This window comes from Vibrio jasicida 090810c (genome assembly GCF_002887615.1).
In the GTDB taxonomy this organism is placed as follows: domain Bacteria; phylum Pseudomonadota; class Gammaproteobacteria; order Enterobacterales; family Vibrionaceae; genus Vibrio; species Vibrio jasicida.
In genome coordinates, this window is record NZ_CP025792.1 from 1,171,991 (window position 1) to 1,187,889 (window position 15,899).

13 protein-coding genes are annotated in these 15,899 nt (G+C 45.3%); 5 read left to right on the forward strand and 8 right to left on the reverse strand.

Going from position 1 to position 15,899, the window contains the following annotated elements; genetic code table 11:
• Positions 1–122: 122 nt before the first annotated feature.
• The 4 genes from C1S73_RS05490 (at position 123) to C1S73_RS05510 (ending at position 5,933) form a co-directional block, all read left to right on the forward strand.
• Positions 123–623, forward strand: a complete 501-nt coding sequence (locus C1S73_RS05490) for a YfbU family protein (protein ID WP_038866692.1) — start codon at positions 123–125, stop codon at positions 621–623.
• Positions 624–1,111: 488 nt separating this feature from the next.
• Positions 1,112–3,046: a PrkA family serine protein kinase gene (locus C1S73_RS05500; protein ID WP_038867152.1), complete on the forward strand. Its 1,935-nt coding sequence runs from the start codon at positions 1,112–1,114 to the stop codon at positions 3,044–3,046.
• Between the two features lie 45 nt (positions 3,047–3,091).
• Complete coding sequence (locus tag C1S73_RS05505; RefSeq protein ID WP_038866690.1) at positions 3,092–4,363, forward strand: YeaH/YhbH family protein; 1,272 nt, start codon at positions 3,092–3,094, stop codon at positions 4,361–4,363.
• A gap of 67 nt (positions 4,364–4,430) precedes the next feature.
• Positions 4,431–5,933: a SpoVR family protein gene (locus C1S73_RS05510; RefSeq protein ID WP_167391659.1), complete on the forward strand. Its 1,503-nt coding sequence runs from the start codon at positions 4,431–4,433 to the stop codon at positions 5,931–5,933.
• Positions 5,934–6,014: 81 nt separating this feature from the next.
• Here C1S73_RS05510 and kdsB read toward each other — a convergent pair whose 3' ends face one another.
• Genes kdsB through C1S73_RS05535 form a run of 5 tightly spaced genes read right to left on the reverse strand, consistent with a single transcriptional unit; the run spans position 6,015 to position 11,981 of the window.
• Positions 6,015–6,770 (reverse strand): 3-deoxy-manno-octulosonate cytidylyltransferase, encoded by a 756-nt coding sequence (gene kdsB, locus C1S73_RS05515; protein WP_038866685.1) that lies wholly within the window; start codon positions 6,768–6,770, stop codon positions 6,015–6,017.
• Entirely contained in the window at positions 6,770–6,949 is a 180-nt protein-coding gene (locus tag C1S73_RS05520) for a Trm112 family protein (RefSeq protein WP_005378451.1), read from the reverse strand. The genes kdsB and C1S73_RS05520 overlap by 1 nt, the downstream gene beginning before the upstream one ends.
• Positions 6,930–7,937 (reverse strand): tetraacyldisaccharide 4'-kinase, encoded by a 1,008-nt coding sequence (gene lpxK, locus C1S73_RS05525; RefSeq protein WP_038866684.1) that lies wholly within the window; start codon positions 7,935–7,937, stop codon positions 6,930–6,932. Before lpxK ends, C1S73_RS05520 begins: the two co-directional genes overlap by 20 nt.
• A gap of 5 nt (positions 7,938–7,942) precedes the next feature.
• The gene (gene msbA / locus C1S73_RS05530; RefSeq protein ID WP_038866683.1) at positions 7,943–9,691 is read right to left on the reverse strand and encodes a lipid A ABC transporter ATP-binding protein/permease MsbA; all 1,749 of its coding nucleotides are present in this window, start codon (positions 9,689–9,691) and stop codon (positions 7,943–7,945) included.
• Between the two features lie 31 nt (positions 9,692–9,722).
• Complete coding sequence (locus C1S73_RS05535; RefSeq protein WP_038866679.1) at positions 9,723–11,981, reverse strand: DNA internalization-related competence protein ComEC/Rec2; 2,259 nt, start codon at positions 11,979–11,981, stop codon at positions 9,723–9,725.
• Positions 11,982–11,989: 8 nt separating this feature from the next.
• Between C1S73_RS05535 and C1S73_RS05540 the strand changes: the two genes are divergently transcribed.
• The gene (locus C1S73_RS05540) at positions 11,990–12,499 is read left to right on the forward strand and encodes a DUF2062 domain-containing protein (RefSeq protein WP_005431694.1); all 510 of its coding nucleotides are present in this window, start codon (positions 11,990–11,992) and stop codon (positions 12,497–12,499) included.
• Positions 12,500–12,698: 199 nt separating this feature from the next.
• Here the strand turns inward: C1S73_RS05540 and lolE are convergent, their stop codons facing one another.
• From lolE to lolC, 3 genes are read right to left on the reverse strand one after another with little or no spacing between them, the layout of a single operon-like run.
• Positions 12,699–13,943, reverse strand: coding sequence for a lipoprotein-releasing ABC transporter permease subunit LolE (lolE, locus tag C1S73_RS05545; RefSeq protein ID WP_038866676.1), 1,245 nt, complete (start codon positions 13,941–13,943; stop codon positions 12,699–12,701).
• 2 nt (positions 13,944–13,945) lie between these two features.
• Positions 13,946–14,653, reverse strand: a complete 708-nt coding sequence (gene lolD, locus C1S73_RS05550; protein ID WP_038866673.1) for a lipoprotein-releasing ABC transporter ATP-binding protein LolD — start codon at positions 14,651–14,653, stop codon at positions 13,946–13,948.
• Positions 14,646–15,854, reverse strand: coding sequence for a lipoprotein-releasing ABC transporter permease subunit LolC (gene lolC / locus C1S73_RS05555; protein WP_038866672.1), 1,209 nt, complete (start codon positions 15,852–15,854; stop codon positions 14,646–14,648). The genes lolD and lolC overlap by 8 nt, the downstream gene beginning before the upstream one ends.
• Positions 15,855–15,899: the final 45 nt, after the last annotated feature.

Below are 15,899 nucleotides of genomic sequence, written 5' to 3' on the forward strand. Positions count from 1 at the left end.
GCTAAATTTGATAATTCTTGCCATTTTTCATATTAAATATGTGTTGAGATCATGTTTCAGTAACGTCTGAAACGTTAACCTAAGCACATTAAAAATGTATTAGATTATTTAGTGAGGTCATCATGGAAATGTCAAACGCTCAACGTTTGATCTTATCAAACCAGTACAACCTAATGTCTCAGATGGACCCTAGCAGCGCAGCAAAATACAAGCGTCTACAGACCATCGTAGAACGTGGTTACGAGCTGCAAATGCGCGAACTGAACAAAGATTTTGGCTGCATTACTGAATCTGAATGTCGTGAAATCATCGACATCATGGAGATGTACCATGCAATGCAAGAATCTAACAAGATGCTGGATGACGAAGAGCGCAGCAAAGTCGATCAACGCCGTCTGCAATTCCTTGGTTTTGATATCGCAACAGAAGCCCAACAAGTGCATTACGTTCGTTTCCTTGTGGATTCTGAAGGTCTATATCCTCAATTTGATAAGGCTGATCACCACTTCAACAGCCAAATGCCAATGCAGGAAAAATACCAGCGCATGTTGAAAACATGGCGCAACTGCCCTCGTCAGTACCATTTGTGTGCAAACGAATTGGCGCAAATTTTCAGTGCATAACGCACTAAGCATTTGAAAAGGAGAGTAAACGCTCTCCTTTTTTCATCTCCCCTGTCACGATTTTATCAAATCTCACCTGTCAGCTTTCTCTACGCTTTCCCAAACACCACCTAGAATTCACTGATATCGACGATTTATCGCCAAATAATTGATTTCTTATACTGTCATTCACAACACAAATTCTTCTCTCATTAAACAGTGATTCAAATGTCACTTTTGCAATAAATTCATAATTGTTAAGCAAAATTGGAAATCCCCGACTAGGCTTAAAATGAGAAAGGGAGTGATTGAAAGGTACCTATCCACCGTCCTCCGTTGCAGTGAAAAATTGTCCATAAAGCAAAGCCTTTGGCGTGACCTAACTGGGGTTCGGTACAAACCAAATGCGATAACAGGGCGTATAAGTTCATACAACGAAGGACATATCAAAGGTGGGTAAGCCTGCGTCAACGTTCGTCGGTAGACTGACTATTAAAGGGGAAAGCGACATGAGTATTTTCGACCACTATCAATCAAGATATGAAGCTTCAAAAGATGAAGAGATGTCGTTGCAGGATTTCTTAGCCCTGTGCAAGGACGATAAAAGCGCTTATGCCAATGCAGCAGAACGACTTCTCATAGCGATTGGGGAACCAGAAGTCATTGATACTGCGCAAGATCCAAGACTGAGCCGCATCTTCTCAAACCGAGTGATCTCTCGTTACGAAACCTTCAAAGACTTCTACGGCATGGAAGACGCTATCGAACAGATCGTGTCTTATCTCAAACACGCCGCGCAAGGTTTGGAAGAACGAAAACAAATTCTTTACCTTCTTGGCCCAGTAGGTGGTGGTAAATCATCACTGGCTGAGAAGTTAAAAGCACTGATGGAAAAAATGCCAGTTTACGTGCTCAGCGCCAATGGTGAGCGCAGCCCCGTAAATGATCATCCTTTCTGCTTATTTAATGCTTCGGAAGACGGCGAAATCCTTAAGAAAGAATACGGTATTGAGCATCGCTACCTACGCTCTATCATGTCACCTTGGGCTGCAAAACGTCTGCACGAGTTTGGCGGTGATATCACCAAGTTCAAGGTGCTTAAGGTACGTCCTTCTATTCTAGACCAAGTTGCAATTGCGAAGACTGAACCCGGCGATGAAAACAACCAAGACATCTCATCATTGGTTGGTAAAGTTGATATTCGCCAGCTTGAACACTTTTCACAAGATGACCCAGATGCCTACAGCTACTCCGGCGCGCTATGTAAAGCAAACCAAGGTTTGATGGAATTCGTGGAGATGTTCAAAGCGCCAATCAAGGTGCTACACCCTCTCTTGACGGCAACTCAAGAAGGTAACTTTAACGGTACGGAAGGGTTATCTGCTATCCCATTCGACGGCATGATTTTGGCCCACTCAAATGAATCAGAGTGGCAAACGTTCCGTAATAACAAGAACAACGAAGCATTCTTAGACCGTGTATACATAGTGAAAGTCCCTTACTGTTTACGTGTATCGGAAGAAGTGAAGATCTACCAGAAACTACTTGAAAACAGTGAACTTTCTAAAGCACCTTGCTCACCAAGCACACTCGAAACTTTGGCACAGTTCAGTATTCTGTCTCGACTCAAAGAGCCTGAGAACTCGTCCATTTTCTCGAAGATGCGTGTCTACGATGGTGAAACACTGAAAGATACCGATCCGAAAGCGAAGAGTTACCAAGAGTACCGCGACTTTGCCGGTGTCGATGAAGGTATGAACGGTCTTTCCACCCGTTTCGCGTTCAAGATTCTATCGCGTGTGTTTAACTTCGACCAAACCGAAGTAGCGGCAAACCCTGTCCACCTATTCTACGTGATTGAGCAGCAAGTTGAGCGTGAGCAGTTCCCTTCTGAAATGGCAGAAAAGTACCTCGAGTTCTTGAAGGGTTACCTTGTACCACGTTACGTCGAGTTCATCGGCAAAGAAGTACAAACGGCCTACCTAGAGTCTTATTCTGAATATGGCCAGAACATCTTTGACCGCTACGTGACTTACGCAGATTTCTGGATTCAAGATCAAGAATACCGCGATCCAGAAACAGGTCAGCTGTTTGACCGTGCCTCTCTGAATGCTGAACTAGAGAAGATCGAGAAAACCGCTGGCATTTCAAACCCGAAAGATTTCCGAAACGAAATCGTCAACTTTGTGCTTCGTGCGAAAGCCAATAACAATGGTCTGAACCCAGTTTGGACCAGCTACGAAAAACTGCGCACGGTAATCGAGAAGAAAATGTTCTCCAATACCGAAGAGCTACTTCCGGTTATTTCATTCAATGCGAAAACGTCTTCTGAAGATCAGAAGAAACACGACGACTTTGTCGCTCGCATGATGGAAAAAGGCTATACCGAGAAACAGGTTCGCCTACTTTCTGAGTGGTACCTACGAGTACGTAAGTCATCCTAACCAGTTTGAGTTAGGTCGCTTGTGAAACATGAAGAGGGCTATTTCATGGCGCAATTTATAGACCGAAGGCTCAATGGTAAGAACAAGAGCGCTGTTAATCGACAGCGCTTCTTGAAACGCCATAAAGAGCAGATTAAAGAGTCGGTAGCTGACGCAGTGAATCGACGCTCGATCACAAACACGGAAACGGGCGAAGACGTTGCAATACCGCACAAAGACATCAACGAACCTATGTTTCATCAGGGTAAAGGGGGCGTACGTGAGCGTGTGCACCCTGGCAACGACCAATTTATTACTGGTGACAAAATCGAGCGCCCGAAAGGTGGAGGTCAAGGTGGTGGCGCAGGAGAAGGCAATGCGAGTCCTGATGGCGAAGGCCAAGACGAGTTTGTTTTCCAGATATCCAAAGATGAATATCTCGATATCTTGTTCGAGGATTTGGAGTTACCCAATCTTGAAAAAAATCAGATTGCTAAAATAACTGAATGGAAGACCCATCGTGCGGGTTACCAAACTGCAGGCATTCCGTCCAACATTGCCATTGTGCGTTCGTTGCAGCAATCACTTGCTCGACGTACCGCAATGACAGCAGGTAAAAAGCGTCTTCTTAATGAACTAGAGGATGAGCTTACTCGCATCAAAAACATCGAGCCAGCTCAGCAGCTCGAGGAAAATCGTCTGAAGAAGGAAATTGAGGATCTGCGCAAGAAAATCGAAAGCGTGCCCTTCATTGATACCTTCGACTTACGTTTCAAGAACTATGAGAAGCGCCCTGTGCCATCGAGCCAAGCGGTCATGTTTTGTCTGATGGACGTTTCAGGTTCTATGGACCAAGCCACCAAAGATATCGCAAAACGCTTCTATGTTCTTTTATACCTGTTCTTGACGCGCACCTACGAAAATGTAGAGGTCGTATTCATTCGTCACCATACTCAAGCAAAAGAGGTCGATGAACATGAGTTCTTCTACTCGCAAGAAACGGGTGGAACAATTGTGTCGAGCGCTCTCAAGCTAATGAACGAAATCGTGCAAGACCGCTATCCTGTAGGCCAATGGAACATCTACGCCGCACAGGCATCCGATGGGGATAATTGGGCTGACGATTCTCCGCGTTGCCGTGAACTCCTAGTGAATAAACTGCTTCCTAACTGTCAGTACTATTCATACATTGAGATCACCCGACGCTCACACCAAACGCTATGGCATGAATACGAGAAGCTTGCTGAAGCCTTCCCAAACTTTGCCATGAAAAACATCCGCTCTGTGGAGGATATCTTCCCAGTCTTCCGTGAACTATTCCAAAAAGAAACGGCGTAAGGAGGCTAGCGATGAATACCGCAACGAAAAACCTTTCGGGGAAGCTTCGAAGAAGCGCAGAGAAAATATGCTTCCAGACGGCCCAGACTGGACGTTTGAATTGTTGGAGCGTTATCACAAAGAAATCAAGCGTGTCGCGGAGCATTATCGCCTCGACACTTACCCAAACCAAATCGAGGTGATTACCTCTGAACAAATGATGGATGCATACTCAAGTATCGGTATGCCCATCAACTACAATCATTGGTCGTTTGGCAAAAAGTTCATCCAAACTGAGCAAAACTACAAACACGGTCAAATGGGCTTGGCTTACGAGATCGTGATTAACTCCAACCCATGTATCGCTTATTTGATGGAAGAGAACACCATCACGATGCAGGCGCTTGTTATCGCTCACGCTTGTTATGGACACAACTCGTTCTTCAAAGGCAATTATCTGTTCCAAACGTGGACCGACGCCAGCTCGATCATTGACTATCTCTTGTTTGCGAAGAACTACATTGCGGAATGTGAAGAGCGATACGGGGTGCATGAAGTTGAGCAACTACTTGACTCATGCCATGCATTAATGAACTTCGGTGTAGACCGCTATAAGCGTCCCGAAAAAATCTCTATTAATGAAGAGAAAGCTCGTCAAGAAGAGCGCGAAGCCTATCTTCAATCTCAAGTGAACGAACTTTGGCGTACCGTTCCACAGGCAAAAACTAAAGAAGAAGATATCAAGATTCGTTTCCCAAGTGAGCCACAGGAAAACCTGCTTTATTTCTTCGAAAAACATGCGCCATTGCTGGAGCCTTGGCAGCGTGAAATCGTCCGAATTGTCCGTAAAGTCAGCCAGTACTTTTACCCTCAGAAACAAACCCAAGTTATGAATGAAGGGTGGGCAACATTTTGGCACTACACGATTCTGAATCACCTTTACGATGAAGGCTTAGTATCAGAGAAGTTTATTCTCGAATTTCTACATAGCCACACCAGCGTTGTTGCTCAACCTGCTTATAACAGTCCGTACTTTAGCGGCATTAACCCCTATGCGCTTGGCTTTGCGATGTTCAGAGACATAAAACGTATCTGTGAAGAGCCAACCGATGAGGATAAAGAGTGGTTCCCAGAAATTGCCGGAGCCGATTGGTTAGACACGCTTCACTTTGCGATGCATAACTTCAAAGATGAAAGTTTTATCAGCCAATACTTGTCACCAAAGCTAATGCGAGATTTTAAACTTTTCGCCATTAATGATGATGATCGTAAGAACTTCGTTGAGGTTGCCGCCATTCACGATGAGATGGGTTACAAACGCATCCGAGAGGCGCTAGCCGCACAATATAACTTAGCCAATCTAGAGCCAAACATTCAGGTATTTAACGTGGATGTGAGAGGCGATCGTTCGTTAACACTTCAATACGTCCCTCATAACCGAATTCCATTGGATAACAGTTATGAAGAGGTGTTGAAACATGTTTATCGCTTATGGGGCTTCGATGTGATTTTGGAGGAAGTAAAAGATACCGGACACCGAGAGATTCTCTCTACCTGTCCGAAACGCAATCAGTACGACACAAATATCTAGAACTCCCCTTCTACTAATGAATAAAAGAAAAGGCTCCTAACTTAGGAGCCTTTATCTATCTAAATCAGTCAGTGCGGTGTACTAAGCTTGCTTTGCAATAATTGTTCTTACCGCTTCAAGGTCGGCTTGCGTATCCACACCTGCTGCTGGCGCTTCTTTTGCAACCGCAACATGAATCTTTTCACCGTACCAAAGCACACGAAGTTGCTCCAGGCACTCGATTTGCTCAAGTGCACTTGGTTGCCAATTCACATAAGTGTTGATGAAACCAGCACGGTAAGCGTAGATGCCGATGTGACGCATTAATGGATTTACGATAGTTTTGTCTTGCTTGGCAAAGTTGTCACGATCCCAAGGGATCGTCGCACGACTAAAGTACATAGCGTAACCACGCTCGTCCGCTACTACTTTTACCGCATTTGGGTTAAAGACTTCTTCTTCCGATTCGATTTCAACCGCAAGCGTTGCCATTGGCGCATCGCAACCTGCTAGGTTATCAGCCACTTGGCGAATAATAGACGGCGGAATCAATGGTTCATCACCCTGAACATTAACCACAATGTGGTCTGCAGGAATCGCCATTTTTTCTACCACTTCTGCTAGTCGCTCAGTGCCAGATTCATGGTTTGGCGAGGTCATACAAACCTTGCCACCAAACTGCTCTGCAGCCGCCGACACGCGCTCATCGTCAGTCGCAATAATCACGTCTTCAGCGCCCGCTTGTAACGCTTGCTCATAAACCCATTGGATCATTGGTTTACCACCAATGTCTGCCAACGGCTTACCCGGTAAGCGGCTTGACGCGTAACGCGCAGGAATGACAACCGTAAAAGACATTAGCGTCCCTCGTCCATGCTCATGGTTCTTGCTTCTGGTTCAAGGAGAACAGGAATACCCTCTTTGATTGGGTAAGCAAGGCGATCTAATTTGCAGATCAACTCTTGATTATCTTTATCGTACGTCAGCTTACCTTTGCACACAGGGCAAGCTACAATCTCAAGCAGACGGTGATCCATAAGTCGCTTTAACCTCTTTTATTCGATTTAAAATTCGTTCTGCATCATGTTGTTCAAACTGAGCAGAAACAGGAAGATACCACCAATTGTCTTGCGCATAGCGGTCGCATTTAACGGCATCTTTTTCTGTCATAATCACATTCGCTCCTTGTTGAGCCAATGCATCTAATTCTTTTTGGTCAAAGTCCTGATGATCGGCAAACCCTTTCGTGACTTTGACATCCGCATTCATTGCGTTAAGTGTATTAAAAAAACGAGGTGGATGCCCAATACCAGCAAATGCGACTAAGTCTTTCAACTCACTAACATCCACGTGCTGCTTCGTCTTCAAATTGATCGCCTTTGATGGCGCTAAAGACATTGGCATTTCGCCATGCTGAGCTTGACCACCATTAGTGATGATAAAGTCGACTTCAGCAAGACGCTCTACCCCTTCACGTAGTGGGCCAAGTGGAATAAGGCTTTCATTGCCAAAGCGGCGATAACCATCAACGATAACGAACTCGATATCTCGCTCTAAAGCGTAATGCTGGAGGCCATCGTCAGTAATAATGATGTCAACGCCATTTTCAAGCAATGCTTTCACCGCATTAGCACGAATCGGGTCTACGGCTACTGGCGCACCAGTACGACGATGAATTAGCTTAGGCTCATCACCACAGTGTTTCGCTGGTGTATTATCATCAAGAACAAGCGGATACTGAGGTGCTTTTGCGCCATAACCACGCGATACCACTCCGGGTTTATAACCCAGTAGTTGCAATTGCTCCACCAGCCACACTACCACTGGCGTTTTACCATTGCCACCAGCGGTAATGTTACCAACGACCACAACAGGCACGCGTGCTTTGTAGGCTTCTTTCTTGCCGACTTGGTATTGACGGCGTTTCGATTGGCTTATCGCACCAAACAGCACGCTTAATGGCCACAAAAGCGGCCATAGCAAGTATTTAAGCGGATGGTTTTCGAACCAGATCTTTTCAATCACAGCGCTTAGGCACCAAATTGAATTCGATGAAGCTGGGCATAAGCGCCATCTTTAGCGATCAAATCAGCATGACTACCACGCTCAACGATAGCGCCTTCATCGACTACAAGGATTTCATCAGCGTTTTCGATGGTCGACAAACGGTGAGCAATCACCAGTACCGTCTTGTCTTTTTGCAGTTCATCCAGCGCCGATTGAATAGCACGTTCCGATTCCGTATCCAGAGCTGACGTTGCCTCATCAAGTACCAGCACAGGTGCATCACGTAGAAGTGCACGTGCAATTGCGACACGCTGACGCTGGCCACCTGACAAACTCGCACCATTTTCGCCAATCATCGCGTCTAAGCCACCGTCCATTTTACCAATGAACTCCATCGCATGAGCCAGTTTAGCTGCACGCTCAATGTCTTCACGTGAGTATTGTTCTTCTGTCGCGTAAGCAATGTTGTTTGCAATCGTGTCGTTGAACAAATGTACGTTTTGCGAAACAAGCGCAAACTGCTCACGAAGATTCTTAAGCTCATAATCACGAATGTCATGACCATCAAGCGTAATTGAACCACTGCTTACGTCATAGAAACGGTTGAACAAATTAGCAATGGTACTCTTTCCTGAACCTGAGCGCCCAACGAGAGCAACCGTCTTACCTTTTGGAATGTCAAAACTGACATTCTCAAGTGCTGGTTTTTCTGCACCTTCATAAGTAAAGCTGACATCTTTGACAGTTACATCGCCTTGCGCACGCTCTACTTTGAATTTACCTTCGTTCTTTTCTGGTTCTAGATCGACCAGTGCAAACAAGGTTTGGCTTGCCGCCATACCGCGTTGGAACTGTGACGTAACATTCGTCAGAGCTTTCAATGGACGCATCAAACCAAACATCGCAGAGAATACAACCGTAAATGTACCCGGAGTCAACTGGTCTTTAATTGAGTCGATACTAGCAAGGTAAAGCACAACAACAATCGCGATAGATGCAATCATTTGAATGATCGGGTTCGCAGCTGCTTGAGCTGTCACTAGCTTCATGCTTTGCTGGCGCATCTGATTGCTGACTTTCTCGAAGCGTTTGCCTTCGATGTCTTGACCACCATAACTCAGTACGACTTTATGACCTTTCAGCATTTGCTCCGCGGAAGCCGTCACATGACCCATCATGGTTTGCATGTTCTTTGAAATTTTTCTGAATCGTTTAGAAACGATACCAATACCCCAAGCAACAACAGGAGCAACAGCAAACAGTACCAAAGACAATTGCCAGCTGTTGTAGAACATCAAAACCAACAAGCCAATGATACTTGCACCTTCACGAACGATACTGACCAATGCTTGGCTAGTTGCAGCAGATACTTGCTCTGAGTCGTAAGTGATACGTGACAATAAGTTGCCTGTTTTTTCTTTATCAAAATAAGAAACAGGCATATGCATAAAGTGGTTGAACACCATTCGTCGAATTTGCATCACGACGTTGCCGGAAACCCAGCTCAAACAATAGGTCGAGACAAACCCACTCACACCACGAATAAACATCATGGCAAAAACAATTAATGGGAGTGTGCGTAGAAAGTCTGACTCTGCATTGCCAAAACCTTCATCAAGAAGTGGTTTAAGCAGGGAAATCATGTAGGTATCTGAAACAGCATTAACGACTAATGCAATGACAGCAACGATCAAACCGGCCTTATAAAGGCGAATAAATTGCCATAGACGCTTAAACGTCTGCCAGGTCGTTTCATCAGTATTTATCGACATAGAAGTGCTTTATTTTCTTACATTAAGACTCTTATTCTACTCCCTTACGCAGCATCTGCCTATACCAAGGGTCAAATGTCTCACTTCGTTTAACTTCGAAGTGCCAATTGTCTTGCTCAATAAACACCGATACTTGACCATCACTGCCTGTGTCTAACCAAAGCGCCTTGCTCTCTTCATAAGCTGATACAACATTTTCAGCAGGCATCCCCCATTGATTACTTTTTGCGAGAGAAGCAATGGCTAATTTGGGGGAAACGGCTTGAACAAATTTGGGGTTCGAAGAACTCTTGCTGCCATGGTGAGGAACCAACATCACATCACTTTCTAGTTTCTCAGGCTCACGCATGAGTATCCATTCACTTATGGCTTCAATATCTCCCGTCAGCAGCAGACGGAAACCAGATTGAGAGTCGACTACCCTAATCACACAAGAGTGGGGATTGTAGGCACGCTGAACCAACTTCGGTGGCCACAACACTTCCATATTCAAGGATTGCCATGACCAGTACTCCCCTGCAACGCACGCTTTGTAGTCAGTATAATTCTGGCTGCTGAACTTATTGGTCGGATTGAAAGCACTTTCGATGTATTGACGACCTCCTGCATGGTCAGAGTCCGCATGGCTAATGATGAACCCATCGATGGAATCGTAACCTCGACGATGCAAAGTCGGGGTGATAACCTGCTCAGCAATGCTACCGCTCCCCCATCCTTTCCCTGTGTCATAAAGCAATACCTTGCCGCCTTTTTCGATTAATACTGCAAGCCCATGCCCGACATCGAGAACATCCACTCGCCATCGGTCTCTAGTGGAATCATGAAAGAACACCACACAAATCGTGACCAAAAGTAATAAAAGCAGTCCGTTCGCCCGAAAAAAGCGACCAAGTGAAAGACAAACACTTGCCACACCGACAAGAAGCGTTGCTTTTAAACTGAGAAACTGCCAACTCCCTGTGGCAAAGGGTAAAGACCAACTCAATGGCCATAGCGCCCAGTCCATGCCTTGCCAAAACCACGCCGAAATGAAATAAGAGCAAAGCGAAAACATGAGTGCAAGAAACATCAGAGGAACCACAATCATCCCAAACCAAGGTATAAATACTAGGTTATAAATAATTGAGGTTAGACTGGTGCCAGAGAAGAAATACCCACTGATCGGCACGATCAACAAAGTAAGTACTAACTGTACTTTCAACAACAAGATCAACTTGCCCTTCCAATCCCCCTTGTGGCTCTGAACGGCATTCACCGCAAGCAGTACCGCAACAACAGAGAGATACGACAACCAAAAACTCAGACTAAGAGAAGCAAAAGGTTCAATGCAAAGCTGAATAGCGACTGCTAACAGCAATACACGCCAAGTGCTCCAATACACCAGCCAAAACTTTAATGACACATAAATAACACAGACAGAAAAAGCTCTTATTGTCGGCAAAGAAAAATCTGCAAGCCAAGCGTACAAAAACGCAGTGATAATCCCAATGAAAGGTGGTAACAGCTGGAGATTGAAAAAAATATACCGAAGCGCAACCCCGGCGAAAATACCAAAACTGAATGCCATCCCAATATGCAAACCGGAAATAGAGACAAGGTGCAATAACCCACTATCCCGTAGCAGCTGCCAATCTTGATACGTTAAAAGTGAGCGGTCACTAAAGGCGAGCGCATTGATGAGTGGATAATGTTTGAGGCGCGAGATGCTTCCAGAAACCGACTGAATGATTTGCTGACGAACAGAGTAAGAAGAACGAATCTGCCACTTGGCATTACGTGGCGACGCTGCCCTTGCAACAATTCCCTGTCCAATGGCTTGTTGCTCAGAATCAAAACCCGCTTCATTTCTCAACCCTAGAATGGGTTTAAGTGAAACTTGAGTAGTAAAGTCACTGTTAACAGGCAGTGGGAAAGGGGTTATCAGACGGATTTTCGGTTTAAGAAAAGGTAACAGGTTTTGAGAATTCACCCCGCGAACCACCGCAATTCCTTCATATCCGTGACTTATTTGCGTAAAAGGGCTGTCAACTTTACCAATTATGGTAATATTCACCCCTGCTTGAAACAGGGCTTGTCTTTGATGTTCCATAACATTGCCGTGGACAATAACAACCATACAGCCCGAAATTACGCCTATGCTAATTAAGCCTCGACGTAATTTGATTATTGAGCCAATGGCAATTATTCCCAGCAGCAACCATCGCCAATCTGGCATCGTCGGCCACCATGCTGACGAAATAACGCTCGCGACAAATAATGCCAAGGTCCAACTTTTTTCTAAGAGAGTCATGTCGTCCTATGCCTAGAAAGCTGATAAAACGCTTCATGCCAGATCATGAAATGATCAAACGCCAAAAAGCACTAAAGGTCTTCGGCAACGTGTTATACAACCCAAACTTGTGGTGTTTAAACCGTCGCTCTGCATCTGGTGCTTTTGCTGTTGGCTTATTTATGGCGTTTGTTCCGCTTCCGAGTCAGATGATCATGGCCGCAGGTCTCGCCATCATGCTTGGCGTTAACTTACCGCTTTCTGTTGCATTGGTATGGATCAGCAACCCTATCACGATGCCAGTTCTGTTCTACTTTGCGTACAAACTTGGCGCTTTGGTTATGCACGTTCCTCCACAGCCATTCCATTTTGAGTTGTCGTGGGAATTCATCATGCAACAAATGAACACTATTGGACCACCGTTCCTACTAGGCTGCGCAATATGCGGCGTTGTATCAGCTATCATTGGCTATTTTGGTATTCGGGGGCTTTGGCGTTACTCAGTCGTGAGAAGCTGGCAAAAACGTAAGATAAGATAAGTACTTATTCTTCAATTAGCAGGTTGTAGAGCATCGAATGGAGAACAGTTAACGTTCGACATGAAAGGCGCTGTAACTCAAGTATGAAGTCTACCGAGCCATGACAGAGATAAGCTGAACATAGATAAAAGAAAGGACCGAGATTCGGTCCTTTTTTGTGCCTGCCGCTTGAGAGCGTCGGCTAAAGTCTTTCTTTCGATTACTTGGAACTCAATACCGCAGCAGGATTGAGCTTCGCTGCGCGAGAAGCAGGGTACCAAGTTGCTAACAAGCTCAACATGATTGCCGTTCCCGAAACCAAAGCCACATCAGGCCAATGCAACTGGGAAGGTAAGAAGTCAACAAAGTAGATGTCCCCCGATAAGAACTGATGTCCGATTAAACTCTCTAACGCTTTAATGATGGGGGTTAAGTTTAGCGCGACAAACACACCAACAATACTGCCTGCAATACTTCCGAATACGCCCGAGAACACACCTTGCCATACAAAGATACGTTTAATTAGCCCATCTTTTGCGCCCATGGTGCGTAATATCGCAATTTCTGCAGCGCGATCTTTTACGGCCATCATCAATGTAGAAACGATGTTGAAGCTTGCTACACCAATCACCAGAACCATCACCAAGTACATAATGGTGCGAACCAGTTGAATGTCGCGATACAAGAAACCAAATTGTTGTTGCCAGCTCTTGAGGTAGACATACACATCAATCAGACTACCGACTTCACGCACGATCGAAGGTGCATTAAGTACATCATCTGTCTTCAATGAAATCCCTGTAACACCATCGCCTAAACGTGCATACGCCTGTGCATCTTTTAATGGAACCAGAGCGAGTGAATGATCGATCTGGCCGTTAAGCGTTAAAAAACCTGAGACTTTGACTCGCACACGTTTTGGTGCTTGAACTTTGCTGGTGCTTCCCGTTTGCGGAATCATTAACGTAACGTAGTCACCAACCTCAACATTTAATTCGTTGGCAACTCCACGCCCCAGAATGACTTGCTGCTGACCAGCATAAAAATTCTGCCATGCTTGGGGATCAATAAAATCAGACATGCTTGATACGGCCTGCTCAAAAGCCGGATCGACACCTCGTACTTCAACGGCTTTAAGCTTGCTGCCTTTTTCCGCCAAACCAGTAAAGCGAACATAAGGCGCCGCCGCGACAACATGTTCATGACTCAATGCCTGATTCATAGTTTTGGTGTAGTTGTGCAGTGGTCCATTGACCCCTTCTAACTCACCATGCGGAATAACTGATAACACGCGCGATTGCAGCTCACGTTCAAAACCATTCATTGCTGAAAGGCCAATAATGATAACCGCAACGCCAACCGCAATACCAATCGTGGAAGAAAGCGAAATGAACGACACCATTTTGTTACGCTTTTTAGCGCGACTGAATCGGCCCCCGATCATCAGTGCTAGAGATGAAAACAAAATTAGCCCTCCGCAACCGCTGTTTCAGTGATAAAGCGATCCACCAGCAAGCCATCTTGCATATGCATTTGGCGATCCATTTTCGCGGCTAACTCGTTATCATGAGTAACAACTAAAAAGGCAATGTTCGACTCTTGGTTTAATTCACGCATCAAATCGTAAATCGCCAGAGCAGTGTTGTGGTCTAAGTTACCCGTTGGCTCATCCGCCAATACCAGATCAGGCTTGTTCACCAAAGCTCGTGCAATGGCTACGCGCTGACGCTCACCACCAGAAAGTTCGGACGGACGATGATCCATGCGATGACCTAACCCCACCTTTTCGAGTAGAGATTGAGCAGCTTCTTTTGCTTGCGATACTTTCGTTCCACCGATCAGCAGGGGCATAGCCACATTCTCTACTGCCGTAAAATCCGCCAACAAATGATGGAATTGATACACAAAACCAAGGTGTTTGTTACGCAACGCGGCTTGTTTATTTGAACTCAATGCAGATAGGTCTTGGCCAAGAAAGTCGACCTCACCTTGTGATGCGTCGTCCAACGCACCAAGGATGTGCAGTAAAGTACTTTTCCCTGAGCCCGATGAGCCAACAATTGACACTAACTCACCTTTATCAATATCAAAGCTCACGCCTTTCAACACTTCTGTATCTAACGATCCCTCTCGGTAGACTTTACGAATATCACGACATTCTAATAGCTTATTCATAGCGAAGTGCCTCAGCAGGTTTAACAGAAGATGCTCGATAAGATGGATATACAGTTGCAGCAAGACTCAGAGCAATCGCCAGCACTACCACTAATAAAATTTGGAATGAATCGATAACAATTGGCAGGTGGCCACCAAAGCTAAATAGCGCCACACCAGCCGCTTCCAGAATCGCATTGAGGTTAAGCGACAAAGCCACGCCTACCACTCCACCAACAATCGCGCCAATTACGCCACTGCTAGCACCTTGAACCATAAAAATAGTCATCACCTGAGATTGCTTCATCCCTTGGGTTTTGAGAATTGCGACTTCAGATTGCTTCTCCATCACCACCATGATCAAAGCAGAAATGATGTTAAACGCGGCAACACCGACTATTAAACCGAGCATCAAGCCCATCATGTTCTTTTCCATTTTAACCGCTTGGAAAAGTTCACCACGTTGTGCACGCCAGTCACTCCACTGCCAACCTTCAGGCATAGGTTTATCTGCAAACTCAGTCACCATAAACGGGTCGGAGAAAAAGACACGCCAACCAGAGACCGTCTCTTTAGGTAAGCGCATCAACTTTGCAGCATCCGTCATGTTCACAATCATCAATTGTCCATCAACGTCCGAGCCAGTATTAAACAACCCCGCAACGGTAAAGTTACGCTGACTAGGAATACGTCCTAACGGAGTAAATTGTGATGCATTCGTTACCATTAAACGCACTTTATCGCCCATTGAGACTTTTAACGATCGCGCCAAGCTGTGTCCTAAGAAGACCTTATACTCACCCGCTTTTAAAGAAGACAATCGACCTGCGATTAAATGGTTTGAAATAGGGTCGCCTTGTTTTGGTTCAATCCCAATCAAGTAGCCCGCGGTCAATTGTGCAGAACTTTGAATAACCGCTTCTCCACGAACGATCGGTTCAGGCTTTGCCGTCATAGACATCTTCTGGATAAATTCAGGCGCCGTCGCTGTCATTGGCGTTTTGCCATCATGTTGTGAAATTACGGCGTGAGGCAACACACCTAAAATGCGCTCTTTTAGTTGCGCTTCAAAACCATTCATGACAGAGAGTACGGTCACAAGCGCCATCACACCGATCGTAATGCCTGCAGTCGACATATAAGACACGAATCGACTGAACCTATCTCCGGAACGACCCCGAAGATATCTCAAGCCAATAAACAAAGAGATAGGATGATACATATAGGACAAACCAACTGGTTTTCTAATAGTGCTAAATAATAAGAG

Bases quoted from the DNA above. Each gene is read 5' to 3' on its own strand.
- C1S73_RS05490 (WP_038866692.1), top strand. From the start codon at position 123: ATGGAAATGTCAAACGCTCAACGTTTGATCTTATCAAACCAGTACAAC.
- C1S73_RS05500 (WP_038867152.1), top strand. From the start codon at position 1,112: ATGAGTATTTTCGACCACTATCAATCAAGATATGAAGCTTCAAAAGAT.
- C1S73_RS05505 (WP_038866690.1), top strand. From the start codon at position 3,092: ATGGCGCAATTTATAGACCGAAGGCTCAATGGTAAGAACAAGAGCGCT.
- C1S73_RS05510 (WP_167391659.1), top strand. From the start codon at position 4,431: ATGCTTCCAGACGGCCCAGACTGGACGTTTGAATTGTTGGAGCGTTAT.
- kdsB (WP_038866685.1), bottom strand. From the start codon at position 6,770: ATGTCTTTTACGGTTGTCATTCCTGCGCGTTACGCGTCAAGCCGCTTA.
- C1S73_RS05520 (WP_005378451.1), bottom strand. From the start codon at position 6,949: ATGGATCACCGTCTGCTTGAGATTGTAGCTTGCCCTGTGTGCAAAGGT.
- msbA (WP_038866683.1), bottom strand. From the start codon at position 9,691: ATGTCGATAAATACTGATGAAACGACCTGGCAGACGTTTAAGCGTCTA.
- C1S73_RS05535 (WP_038866679.1), bottom strand. From the start codon at position 11,981: ATGACTCTCTTAGAAAAAAGTTGGACCTTGGCATTATTTGTCGCGAGC.
- C1S73_RS05540 (WP_005431694.1), top strand. From the start codon at position 11,990: ATGCCTAGAAAGCTGATAAAACGCTTCATGCCAGATCATGAAATGATC.
- lolD (WP_038866673.1), bottom strand. From the start codon at position 14,653: ATGAATAAGCTATTAGAATGTCGTGATATTCGTAAAGTCTACCGAGAG.
- lolC (WP_038866672.1), bottom strand. From the start codon at position 15,854: ATGTATCATCCTATCTCTTTGTTTATTGGCTTGAGATATCTTCGGGGT.